The organism is Dellaglioa sp. CoH-57-MRSF-17 (genome assembly GCF_056782015.1).
In genome coordinates, this window is record NZ_JBXAXY010000001.1 from 166,955 (window position 1) to 180,212 (window position 13,258).

The 13,258-nt window shown below is 35.8% G+C and carries 10 protein-coding genes; 8 read left to right on the forward strand and 2 right to left on the reverse strand.

Features of this window, described 5'->3' with window-relative positions:
* The first annotated feature begins 44 nt into the window (after positions 1-44).
* The 6 genes from AC1RPJ_RS00805 (at position 45) to araA (ending at position 7,565) form a co-directional block, all read left to right on the forward strand.
* On the forward strand, positions 45-965 hold the full coding sequence (locus AC1RPJ_RS00805) for an aldo/keto reductase (RefSeq protein ID WP_481761011.1): 921 nt from the start codon (positions 45-47) through the stop codon (positions 963-965).
* Between the two features lie 91 nt (positions 966-1,056).
* Positions 1,057-2,175, forward strand: coding sequence for a GntR family transcriptional regulator (locus AC1RPJ_RS00810; protein WP_481761010.1), 1,119 nt, complete (start codon positions 1,057-1,059; stop codon positions 2,173-2,175).
* A gap of 198 nt (positions 2,176-2,373) precedes the next feature.
* Positions 2,374-3,741, forward strand: a complete 1,368-nt coding sequence (locus AC1RPJ_RS00815) for a sugar porter family MFS transporter (RefSeq protein ID WP_481761009.1) — start codon at positions 2,374-2,376, stop codon at positions 3,739-3,741.
* A gap of 29 nt (positions 3,742-3,770) precedes the next feature.
* Positions 3,771-5,387 (forward strand): xylulokinase, encoded by a 1,617-nt coding sequence (locus tag AC1RPJ_RS00820; RefSeq protein ID WP_481761008.1) that lies wholly within the window; start codon positions 3,771-3,773, stop codon positions 5,385-5,387.
* Between the two features lie 5 nt (positions 5,388-5,392).
* The gene (locus AC1RPJ_RS00825; RefSeq protein WP_409021771.1) at positions 5,393-6,094 is read left to right on the forward strand and encodes an L-ribulose-5-phosphate 4-epimerase; all 702 of its coding nucleotides are present in this window, start codon (positions 5,393-5,395) and stop codon (positions 6,092-6,094) included.
* Between the two features lie 43 nt (positions 6,095-6,137).
* The gene (gene araA / locus AC1RPJ_RS00830; protein ID WP_481761007.1) at positions 6,138-7,565 is read left to right on the forward strand and encodes an L-arabinose isomerase; all 1,428 of its coding nucleotides are present in this window, start codon (positions 6,138-6,140) and stop codon (positions 7,563-7,565) included.
* Positions 7,566-7,755: 190 nt separating this feature from the next.
* Here the strand turns inward: araA and AC1RPJ_RS00835 are convergent, their stop codons facing one another.
* Together AC1RPJ_RS00835 and AC1RPJ_RS00840 are read right to left on the reverse strand one after the other, a co-directional pair.
* Positions 7,756-8,700, reverse strand: a complete 945-nt coding sequence (locus AC1RPJ_RS00835; RefSeq protein ID WP_481761006.1) for a Dyp-type peroxidase — start codon at positions 8,698-8,700, stop codon at positions 7,756-7,758.
* A gap of 20 nt (positions 8,701-8,720) precedes the next feature.
* On the reverse strand, positions 8,721-9,674 hold the full coding sequence (locus AC1RPJ_RS00840) for an NADP-dependent oxidoreductase (RefSeq protein WP_481761005.1): 954 nt from the start codon (positions 9,672-9,674) through the stop codon (positions 8,721-8,723).
* Positions 9,675-9,887: 213 nt separating this feature from the next.
* Here AC1RPJ_RS00840 and glpK point away from each other — a divergent pair, with 213 nt between their 5' ends.
* The gene (gene glpK / locus AC1RPJ_RS00845) at positions 9,888-11,405 is read left to right on the forward strand and encodes a glycerol kinase GlpK (protein WP_481761004.1); all 1,518 of its coding nucleotides are present in this window, start codon (positions 9,888-9,890) and stop codon (positions 11,403-11,405) included.
* 13 nt (positions 11,406-11,418) lie between these two features.
* Positions 11,419-13,239 (forward strand): type 1 glycerol-3-phosphate oxidase, encoded by a 1,821-nt coding sequence (gene glpO / locus AC1RPJ_RS00850; RefSeq protein WP_481761003.1) that lies wholly within the window; start codon positions 11,419-11,421, stop codon positions 13,237-13,239.
* Positions 13,240-13,258: the final 19 nt, after the last annotated feature.

Sequence of the window (13,258 nt, forward strand, 5' to 3'; positions counted from 1 at the left end):
TTTGAATGCTAGAATCAAGGCATGACTTGAAAAGGGGTAATAAAATGAAAATGATTAATTTAGGCGATAGCGAACTTCAAGTATCATCTGTCGGTTTGGGATGCATGCGCATGCCAGAATTGTCGACTGGGCAAGCTGCAGAAATGATTCAAACATCAGTTGATCATGGCATTAATTTCTTTGATCACGCAGATATTTATGGTGCAGGAAAAGCTGAAGAAGTGTTTGCGGCAGGATTTACTGAAACTGGGTTATCACGTGAAGACATTATTCTTCAATCAAAATGTGGTATCGTTCCAGGTGTAGAGTATAATTTTACTGCTGAACACATTGAAAAAAGTGTTGACGGTATTTTAAAACGATTAAATACGGAATATATTGATAGCTTATTGTTACACAGACCTGATACGTTAATGGAACCTGAAGCTATTGCTCGTGTATTTGAAAAACTACAAAAATCTGGAAAAGTACGTCATTTTGGTGTTAGTAATTTCTATCCTGGGCAAGTTGATTTATTACAACAAGCTTTGGATATGAAACTATTAGTTAACCAACTCCAATTCGGTGTCATGCACACTGGAATGATTGATTTGGGAACAAATGTGAATATGGTTAATGATGCTGGAATTAATCGTGATGGCGGTATTTTAGAATATTCGCGTCTTAAAAAAATGACGATTCAAGCATGGTCACCATTCCAATACGGATTCTTTGAAGGTACATTCTTAGATAATCCAAAATTTGCTGAATTAAATGAAGTTTTAAACCGTTTAGCTAAAGAAAAAGAAACAACTAATACTGGAATCGCAACAGCATTTATTCTACGTCACCCAGCTAAAATGCAGGTGATTGCTGGAACAATGAACGCAAAAAGAATTGTTGAAATTGCGAATGCTTCAGAACTTGAGCTAACACATGAAGAATGGTACGAAATTTATCGTGCAGCAGGAAATAAATTACCATAAATGAAAAAATTAAAGTAACTAACTAATTACTATTTTAGTTGGTTACTTTTTATATTAAGCGTATGAAAATTTCGTAGTTAACATACTGGGTATGGTAAAATTAGAATTAATAGGTGGTGGATTTGATTTGGAAAACAAATATGAGCATGTTTATCGTGAAATTAAAGCGAAAATTGTCGCGGGTGAATATGAAGTAAACGATAAATTAATGACTGAATCACAGTTAATGTCGATTTACGAATCTAGTCGTTATGCGGTTCGTAAAGCAATTGGTGATTTAGAGAATGCAGGGTATGTCTACCGAATACAAGGTGGCGGTATCTTCGTTAATGATTGGCATACTGTAAAAAAAGTGACACAAAATAATAAAATAATTGGTGTCATGACGACACATATTGCTGATTATATTTTTCCAAATATTATCACTGGAATAGATCGTATTATTTCTGAAGAGGGATATACAATCATGCTAAGTAATACGCTTGATAATGCTGAAAAAGAACGATATAGCCTTTTAAGAATGCTTGAAATGAATTTATCTGGACTAATCGTAGAACCAACACAAAGCGCATTAATAAATAAAAATAAGGATTTATACGAAAAGATAGTGGCGCAAAAAATACCAGTCCTTTTTATTAATGCACATTATGAAAACTTGGAAATTCCATACTTAGAGTTAAATGATTTTAATGGTAGTGAGGTTGCTACAGAGCATTTGATAAATGAAGGACATGGAAAAATACTTGGTATTTTTAAAGTGGATGATAAACAAGGTCAGTTAAGAATGAATGGATTCGTGCAAGCTTATATGGAACATTCAGCTATTTCATACCAAAGTGAGATATTGATGTACCAATCTGCTGATTCAATGCAAAATATCTATAAAAAAATTGAAAAGATTCTGCATAGATCGGATCATCCAACCGCGATTGTTTGTTACAATGACCAGCTTGCCATTAAATTAATAGATATTGTTAAGTCGATGGGAATGAAAATTCCTGAAGATATCTCAATTGTTGGTTTTGATGATTATCAATTATCAAAATATATGTCACCTAAATTAACAACAATTAGACATCCAAAGGAAAAAATGGGCCGAGAAGCTGCGACGATGTTATTAAAAATGATTAATTCTAAAACAATGTCGGCGAAATCTGTCGTATATGATGCAAAGCTAATCATTCGAGAAAGCGTTAAAAATAGGAATTAAAGCATGATAAGTATTACTCAAATTTGAGTAATACTTATTTTTTTGAAATTCATTCGAACAAATAAAAATAACTATTGATTTGTTCGAATGAATGTGAGAAAATGACCTTGTTGATAAATGCAAACGTTTTCAGAAAACGGTTGCTGTAGGTTTTTCGGTTGGTCGTACCAATCGGACAATAAAATTTGGAGGTGTCATATGCAAAAAGAAAAGAAAATATCTAGTAAGTTTATTTACTTTTTTGGGTCATTCGGAGGAATTTTGTTCGGATACGATATCGGGGTTATGACGGGGGCTTTACCATTCTTGCAAAAAGATTGGGCTCTTCAAAATAGTGCCGGAACCGTTGGTTGGATTACTTCAGGAGTTATGTTCGGTGCCATCTTTGGTGGCGCGTTAGCCGGTAAGCTTTCAGATAAGCTAGGTCGACGTAAAATGATTTTGATGTCAGCTATTATTTTCGTTATTGGTTCATTACTCGCATCATTCTCACCAAATAATGGCCAAATGTATTTAATTATTGTTCGTATTTTCCTTGGACTAGCAGTTGGTGCTTCATCAGCATTAGTACCAGCATACATGTCAGAAATGTCTCCGGCTAAATTACGAGGACGACTATCAGGAATTAATCAAACAATGATTGTTTCCGGAATGTTACTTTCATATATTATGGATTTTCTATTAAAAGATTTACCTGAAGCATGGGCATGGCGCGTTATGCTTGGCTTAGCAGCAGTACCAGCTGTTGTTTTATACTTTGGGGTTTCACGTTTACCAGAATCACCTCGTTTCTTAGTTAAAACAAATAAAGTTGATGAAGCTCGCCAAGTATTAACTTGGATTCGTCCAGCTAATGAAGTTGAACAAGAATTAGCTGATATTCAAACTACTGCGGGTGAAGAAAATCATATTGAAAAAACATCAATGGTTCAATTATTCACAGGTAAATATCGTTACTTAGTTATGGCCGGTGTTGGTGTTGCTGCATTCCAACAATTCCAAGGGGCTAACGCAATCTTCTATTACATTCCTTTAATTGTTGAAAAAGCAACTGGGAATGAAGCAAGTTCAGCACTAATGTGGCCAATTATTCAAGGGATTATCCTTGTCTTAGGTTCACTCTTATTCTTAGTTATTGCAGATAAATTTAAACGTAGAACACTTTTAATTCTTGGCGGTTTAGTAATGGGACTATCATTTATCTTACCTACAATCATTAACATGGTTGTACCAAATACGAGTCCTATGATGATTGTTGTTTTCTTATGTATCTACGTTGCATTCTACTCATTTACATGGGCTCCACTTACATGGGTATTAGTTGGTGAATTATTCCCATTAGCTGTTCGTGGAAGTGCTTCAGGAATTGCATCTTCAGCTAACTGGATTGGATCATTCTTAGTAGGACTATTATTCCCTATTATGACAGCTTCAATGCCACAAGATGCTGTGTTCGCAATCTTCGGAATCATTTGTTTATTAGGTGTTCTATTCATTCGTTTCTTCGTTCCAGAAACACGTGGTCGCTCATTAGAAGAAATTGAAAAAGAAGGTACAAGAAATTAAGTAACCTATACGTTAGGAGTGTAATTGATATGGATTTAGTAAAAACATCTCAAGCAATAAAAAATGGTCAAGTTTCACTTGGAATTGAATTAGGCTCAACACGTATCAAAGCAGTTTTAGTTACGGACGATTTTAAGACAATTGCAACAGGGAGCTTCAATTGGGAAAACCAATTGGAGGATGGTCTTTGGACTTATTCTCTTGAACAAGTTTGGACGGGGATTCAAGCTAGTTATAGACAAATGGCTGCAAATGTTCAAAGCAAATACCATGAATCATTAACAAAAATAGATTCAATTGGTATCAGTGCTATGATGCATGGTTACCTTGTCTTTTCGAAATCTGATGATTTATTAGTTCCCTTTAGAACATGGAGAAATAATAATACAGAACAATCAGCTGATGAATTAACAGAGTTGTTAAACTTCAATATTCCACAACGTTGGAGTATTGCACATCTTTATCAAGCTGTTTTAAATAATGAAGCCCATGTAAATGACATTGGTCATTTAGAAACATTAGCTAGTTATGTTCATTATATGTTATCTGGTAAAAAAGTTATCGGAATTGGGGATGCCTCTGGTATTTTCCCAATTGATGAAAAAACAGGCACATACTCAGCTGATTTATTAGATAAATTCAGTGGTATTGAAAAAGTTTCTGCTTATGATTGGGATATTAAAGACATCCTACCTACTGTTTTGAGAGCTGGTGAAAATGCTGGATCATTAACAGATACAGGAGCTAAATTACTTGATGTTAGTGGCAAACTTGAAAGTGGTAGCTTGATGGCACCACCTGAAGGTGACGCAGGTACAGGGATGGTTGGGACCAACAGTGTACGTAAGAGAACAGGTAATATCTCAGTTGGAACCTCTGCTTTTTCTATGACTGTTTTAGATCAGCCTATGAAAAAAGTGTACAAAGATATTGATATTGTAACAACACCAAGTGGTGCGCCAGTTGCAATGGTTCATGTTAATAATAGTTCGTCAGATATTAATGCATGGGCTTCAATCTTTGGCGAGTTCGCAGCAAAACTAGGTGTTCATTTAACACCAGATCAGTTGTATGAACGATTATTCTTAGAATCAACTCATGCTGATGCCGATGCAGGTGGATTAATGAATTATAGTTACTTATCAGGTGAAAATATTACACATATGCCTGAAGGTCGTCCATTATTTGTTCGAACACCTAACAGTAACTTTACATTACCTAACTTCATCAAGACGCAATTATATGCGGCATTTGCACCACTTAAGATTGGAATGGATATTTTAAGTCAAGAAGAACATATCCAAACTGATGTAATGATTGCTCAAGGTGGTATTTTAAAAACAGCTGTAATCGGACAACAAGTATTAGCTAATACGTTGAATATTCCAATTACGGTTATGAATACTGCTGGTGAGGGTGGACCTTGGGGAATGGCTGTCTTAGCAATATTTGCTAAGAAAAATAATAACGGTCAAAGCTTAGAAGACTTCTTAGATCATGAAGTTTTTGTAGACCCAGAAAGTATGACGTTAAGCCCAGAACCTGAAGGTGTAGAAGGTTACAATACATTTATAGCTAGATACGAAGCTGGCTTGTCTATTGAGTCAGAGGCAATAAAAAAAATTAAGGAAGAAAAGAGGAACTAGTATATATGTTAGAAAAGCTAAAACAAGAAGTGTACGATGCTAACATGCTGTTACCTAAGTACAACTTAATTACCTTTACATGGGGTAACGTGAGTGGAATCGATCGTGAAAAAGGGTTATTCGTCATCAAACCATCTGGTGTTGATTACGATGATTTAAAACCTGAAGATATGGTTGTTGTTGATTTAGACGGTAAGAAAATTGAGGGTGATATGAATCCCTCAAGCGATACAGAAACGCATCGCATTCTATACAATAACTTCCCTAATATTAAAGGTGTCGTTCATACTCACTCACCTTGGGCTGTTTCATTCGCACAAGCAGGCTTGGATATTCCAGCAGCCGGTACAACACATGCAGATACCTTTTATGGCTCAGTTCCAGCAAGCCGTATCATGAATGAAGCTGAAGTTGTCACAGAATATGAAAAACAAACAGGTGACGTGATTGTCGAAACGTTCAAAAAACGTGGACTCGATCCTGATCAAATTCCAGCTGTTTTGGTTAATGATCATGGTCCATTTACATGGGGTACATCTGCTTTAGATGCTGTGCATAATGCTGTTGTCTTAGAAGAAGTTGCAAAGATGACTTATCATACATTGCAATTGAATCCACATGCAATTGACATGCCACAATACTTATTGGATAAGCATTTCCTAAGAAAACATGGTAAAAATGCATATTATGGTCAAATTAAACACTAAAACACGTTTTTAAAAATAATAAACTATTAGGAGGAATTATATTATGTTAAAAGTTAGTGAAAAAGAATTTTGGTTCGTTGTCGGTAGTCAAGGTTTATACGGTCAAGATGTTTTAGACGTTGTTCAAGGTGATGCAGAAAAAATTATTGATAATTTAAATGCTAGTGGTTCACTACCATACAAAATTGTCTTTAAAGAAGTTGCAACAACTGCTGAAGTTATTACTAACATCATGAAAGAAGCTAACTTTGAAGACAAAGTTGCTGGTGTGATTACTTGGATGCATACTTTCTCACCTGCTAAAAACTGGATTCGTGGAACAAAATTATTACAAAAACCATTGCTACATTTAGCAACACAATTTGGTGAAAATATTCCTTGGTCAACAATTGATATGGATTACATGAACACAAACCAAAGTGCTCATGGAGACCGTGAATACGGCTTTATCAATGCTCGTCTTCAAAAACATAATAAAGTTGTTGTTGGTTACTGGAAAGATGAAGCAGTTCAATCACAAATTGCTGACTGGATGGATGTTGCTGTTGCTTACGGTGAAAGTTTCAACATTAAAGTTGCTCGTTTTGGCGATAACATGCGTAATGTTGCCGTTACAGATGGTGATAAAGTTGAAGCACAAATCAAATTTGGTTGGACTGTAGATTACTTTGGTATTGGTGATTTAGTTGCTGAAATGAAAGAAGTAACTGACGCTGAAATTAATGCAACATATAAAGAATGTGAAAGTATGTACGATATGGTTGTTGGCGACAACGATCCTGCCTTCTACGAAGACCATGTTAAAGAACAAATTAGAATTGAAATTGCTTTACGTAAATTTATGGAACGTGGTGGCTACAATGCATTCACATCTAACTTCGAAGATCTTTGGGGCATGAAACAATTACCAGGTATGGCTGTTCAACGTTTAAACGCTGAAGGTTATGGTTTCGCTGGTGAAGGTGACTGGAAGACTGCTGCAATCGACCGTTTGATGAAGGTTCTTGCACATAATAAAGCTACTGGATTTATGGAAGATTACACGTATGATTTACGTGCGGGTCATGAAGTAACTCTTGGTTCACATATGTTAGAAGTTGATCCTACATTAGCTTCAACAAAACCACGCGTGGAAGTACATCCATTAGGTATTGGTGACCGCGAAGATCCAGCTCGTTTGATCTTTGATGGTTCAAATGGTAAAGGTGTCGTTGTTTCAATGTCTGACTTTGGTACTGAATACAAATTATTAATTAACTCTGTTGAAGGTCAAAAACCAGAAGTTGAAGCTCCTAACTTGCCAGTAGCTCGTCAATTATGGATTCCAGAACCAAGTTTTAAAGAAGGCGTTCATTCATGGATTGAAAATGGTGGTGGTCATCATACTGTTCTTTCAATGAACGTGAAGGAACAACAAGTTGTTGATCTTGCTAAGATGTTTGATCTTGAATATGTTGAAATTAAAAAATAATTAATATTTTAAAGGATATCGCTGTTAAAGCGATATCCTTTTTTTGTGTAAGAAGAGTAATCAAATATGATTTATATCAAATAAAATCGGTGCTTACGAAAATAAAGATTCGTAAGCACCGATTTAGATTTCTAATGATAATAATTGAGAATTTTATCTGCATCTGAAAAAATAATCTCAGACTTTCGTGTTATAGATTTCCATCCACAATTTGTTCTAAAGTTGTTTTTGAAGGGATAAAGAATAAATTACCGGTTTCAGCGGTACTGAAATCTAATAATCGATCACTTTTACTTTCGAACATATTAATGAGCATTCGATTAGTTACTGCAAAATGACGTGCGTAACCAATGAAGTATGTCCCTGTAATGTCTTTCCCAGGTTCTGAGAAGGGAACGTTCATACGGACAATTTTATGCTCAATGCCATCTTTCATATCTTGTGAAGCAACGTTATGAGAATTTGGTAATTTTTCTTCGTCAGTTAATTCTAAATCAGAATCTTTCTTCCGACCAATTGCTTTTTCTTGGTCTTCAGTCTTTAAGGCATTCCAAGCGGCCATATTATGGATATACTTTTGAGCAAAAGCATAAGAACCGTTTGTAAAATCAGGATCTTCGCCCCCAATAACGGCGTAATCGAGTGCTTCATTAACATCTGGGTTTTCAGTACCATCAATGAAACCAATAACGGCGCGGCCTTCAAAATAACGGAAGCCGTGTGTTTCATCTTCTACAGTTGTGACATCCTTAATGAAAAGCATAAATTGCGCCATAACTTCATAGACAACAGCACTTTCACCAGCGCGAACATGAAAGAATAAATCGCCAGGAGTTGAAATGGCAGTGTATTTAGGCCCAACAATTTCTTTAAAATGGGTAAGTTCAACAGGTTTGATAGCATCAGGGAAAAGATAATCCCAAGCATCAGAGCCAAAACCAAAGGCAACTTTTAAGTTAGCTTTTGGATAACGAACGTTCATACTACGGATGATGGCCGGAATACGGTCAGATAGCTCTTGAACTGCTTCTAATTCAACTTTTTGATCTTTGTGATTTAAGTTTAGAATGGTGAAATTAACAGCTTCACCTAAATCTTTATAAACATCTTGTGTTAACTTTTCGTTTACTGACATAATAAATGCTCCTTAGACTTTTAATTTCCTTTAACGATTATAACCATTTTACCTGCATTATGTGGTGAATTTAATTGTTTATGGGTTTCAATAATATCGGTTAAATTAAAGTGATATTTTTTTGCTATTTTAATTTCTAATTCATCTTGCATCATTAAATCTGTTAAGAAAGTTAGCGTGTCACTATCTTTTAACTCTTTAACATTCTCAACAAGGTAGTAATCTGCGAGTGGCTTTGATGCTTGAACAGAGTCGGTTGGAACGCTAACTAACGATACCATTCTGCCGTTTGTCTTCAATGCTTTGACGCCTACCTCACTGCCAAGACCGCCAGGAGTTGCATCAACAACAATGTCAGCCATATCTTTAAAAGTTTCGGCGGGATTTTCTTTATCGTAGGCGCTATAATGATCTGCACCTAGTCGACGAACATAGGGTTCGTTGGTGCTTGAACCACTAGCGAGAACAGTTAATTCCATCAATTTAGCAAGTTGCACTAAAATCGATCCGACACTTCCAGAAGCGCCTTCAATAAAGATGGTTTCACCAGCCCTTGCTTTTGCAAAAAAGTTCAAAATATTGTATGCCGCTATACCAGGTGTTGGTAGCCCAGCAGCTTCAGCAATCGTCATATTATCAGGTCGCTTAGCAATATGTGATGTAAAGACGACAAGTTCTTCTGCGTAGCCACCGAAAGCCTTATGAACAACAACAGCATCACCGATATTAAAATGAGTAACTTCATCGCCAATTTCAGTAATAATACCCGTTACGTCACCTCCAGGTACAATTGGAAATGGTAAAGGCATAACGTCTTTCATATAACCGGCACGTAAAATTGCATCAAATGGGTTAATGCCAATCGCTTCGATTGAAACCCTAACCTGTTTTGATTTAAGCGCTACTTCTGGATTAACTTTTAATTCCTCAAATACGGTTGCGTCACCATATTGGTTAAAGCCAAATGCTTTCATAAGTATAACCTCCCTAGATTAAAATCATATTGGTACTAGTCCCAATATACCATAATTTTAAGAAAAGGTTTACAAAACGAGGGAGAATAACAAATTTTGTAACAATGTATTTTGCGCAATCTAATTGACAACGTATTTTTGAAGATGTATAATATCCATATTGGTAAATGATAGCGTTTTCATAAATAATTAAAAAGAAAGAATGTGAGTTATTTGGAAAAATATATTTTATCTATTGATGAAGGAACGACAAGTACAAGAGCAATTATATTTAATCACAAAGGTCAGAAAGTTTCTGATGCACAACGCGAATTTCCACAATATTTTCCTCAACCTGGCTGGGTTGAGCACAATGCAAATGAGATATGGAACGCAGTATTATCGACAATCGCAAATACATTTATCGATTCCGGGATTAAACCTAAGCAAATAGCAGGAGTTGGGATTACCAACCAACGTGAAACAACTGTTATCTGGGATAAGAAAACGGGATTACCCATCTACAACGCAATTGTTTGGCAATCACGTCAAACGGCAGAAATTGCGGAACAATTAAAACAAGATGGCTATGATGAATTAATTCATGAAAAGACAGGATTACTGATAGATGCCTACTTCTCAGCAACTAAAATTCGTTGGATTTTAGATCATGTTGATGGCGCCCAAGAAAGAGCCGAAAAAGGCGAATTACTTTTTGGAACTATTGATACTTGGTTAACATGGAAATTATCAGGTGACGAAACACATGTAACTGATTATTCTAATGCTAGTCGGACAATGTTATTTAACATTCATGATTTGAAGTGGGATGAAGAAATTCTAAAAATTATGAATATTCCAGCAGTTATGTTACCAGAAGTTAAATCAAATTCTGAAGTTTACGGACATACGAAAGATTATCATTTTTATGGTAGTGAAGTGCCAATTTCAGGAATGGCTGGAGATCAACAAGCTGCTTTGTTTGGTCAAATGGCATTTGAACCAGGAATGGTTAAGAATACTTATGGAACAGGTTCATTTATTGTCATGAATACAGGGACAGAACCTAAATTATCTAAAAATAATTTATTAACGACAATTGGTTATGGGATTAATGGTAAAGTTTATTACGCTTTGGAAGGTAGTATCTTCGTTGCTGGTTCAGCAATTCAATGGTTAAGAGACGGGATGCGCTTGGTGGAACATGCACCAGACACAGAACAAGCAGCTAAAGAATCGACGAATGATAATGAAGTTTATGTTGTACCTGCCTTTACAGGATTGGGAGCACCTTATTGGGATCCTGATGCACGAGGTTCAGTCTTTGGAATTACTCGTGGAACAACACGTGAAGATTTCATTAAAGCAACGTTACAATCATTGGCTTACCAAACTAGAGATGTTGTGAAAACAATGGAACTAGATACGGGAATTAAAATTCCGTTACTAAAAGTTGATGGTGGTGCAGCTAAGAATGATTATCTGATGAATTTCCAAGCAGATATTTTAAATACACCTATCGAACGTGCTCATGACCTTGAGACAACTGCTTTAGGAGCAGCCTTCTTAGCTGGATTAGCCGTTGGTTATTGGAAAGACCTAGAAGAACTCAAAGCTGAGTATACTGAAGGGGATATTTTTAAACCAACAATGCCTGTGGAAGAAAGCGAAGATCTATACGCAGGTTGGCAACAAGCGGTTGAAGCAACTCGAGTATTTAAACATAAACCAATGAAGAAAAACAATAAATAAGGGGGATACAACTATGTCATTTTCAGCAACATCAAGAAAACAAGATATCGAACGATTAAAGAATGAAGAATTGGATTTATTAACAATTGGTGGTGGTATCACCGGTGCCGGCGTTGCTATTCAAGCAAGTGCTATGGGTTTAAATAACGGATTAATTGAAATGCAAGATTTCGCTGAAGGAACATCATCGCGTTCAACAAAATTAGTTCATGGTGGTATTCGTTACTTGAAGACATTCGACGTCGGAGTTGTTTCTGATACTGTTCAAGAACGTGCAGTGGTTCAACATATTGCACCACATATTCCACGTCCACAATCAATGTTATTGCCTATTTATGATGAACCCGGCGCAACTTTTGATATGTTCTCAGTAAAAGTTGCAATGAATTTATATGATCAATTGGCAGGTGTTGTTGATCCTCAATGGGTTAACTACACAATTTCTAAAGCAGAAGTTTTACAACGCGAACCACAATTAAAATCTGATAAATTAATGGGTGGCGGTGTCTACCTTGATTTTAAGAATAATGATTCACGTTTAGTTATTGAAAATATCAAAAAAGCACATGAAGATGGCGGCTTGATGGTTAGTCGTATCAAGGCTTTAGACTTATTGCATGCTGACGGTAAAATTACTGGTGTTCATGTATTAGATTTAATTAGTGGCGAAGAATTTGATATTCATGCTAAATATGTTATTAATACAACGGGTCCATGGTCTGATTTTATCCGTAAAATGGATACTGATGAAGATTTTGTACCACAAATGCGCCCAACAAAAGGTGTTCATTTAGTTGTTGATTCTAAAAAATTAAATGTACCACAACCAACATACTTTGATTCTGGAAAACAAGATGGTCGTATGATCTTCGTTGTGCCAAGAGAAGATAAAACATATTTTGGAACAACAGATACTGATTTCCATGGTGATTTTGAACATCCTCGTGTTGAACAAGAAGATGCTGATTACTTACTTGATATTATTAACGAACGTTTCCCAACAGCTAATGTCAAAATTAGTGATATTGAATCAAGTTGGGCTGGATTACGTCCATTGATTTCATCAAACGGAAGTTCAGATTACAATGGTGGAAACTCAGGTAAAATTAGTGAGAAGAGTTTCAATGATGTTATTAACGTTATTGAACGTTTTGAAAAAGATGAAGTAACTAAAACAGATGTTGAAGATGTCTTGAATGATTTGGAAAGTACACTTTCTGAAGATAAGACAAGTGCATCACAAGTTTCACGTGGAAGTTCATTGACTATTTCAAAAGATGGCTTATTAACATTAGCTGGTGGTAAAATTACAGATTACCGTAAGATGGCTGCCGGTGCCATGGCTGCAATTACAAAATTATTGAAAGATAATTATAGTCAAGAATTCAATGCGATTGATTCTAAAAACTTACCTGTTTCAGGTGGTGATATTGATCCTAACAACGTTGAAGCAACAATTAGTTTCTTCGCAAAACAAGGAATGGACAATGGGTTGACTGAAGAAGAAGCTACAGTATTTGCTAACTTATTTGGTTCAAATGCAGCACGTGTATTTAGTCAAATGACTCACGTTAAAGCAGCAGAAGGACTTTCTTTAGGTGAAACAGCTAGTCTTCACTATTCAATGGAAGAAGAAATGACGTTAACACCAACTGATTACTTAATGCGTCGTACTAACCATATTCTTTTCCATCGCGATACATTAGATGCTGTTAAAGTTGGCGTAATTAACGAAATGGCAAGTTACTATAGCTGGACTAAAGAAGAAAAAGCAAAACAAACTGCAGATTTAGATGCAACAATTGCAGAATCAGATATGAATTACTTAAAATAACCATCAAAAATAGGGGTGA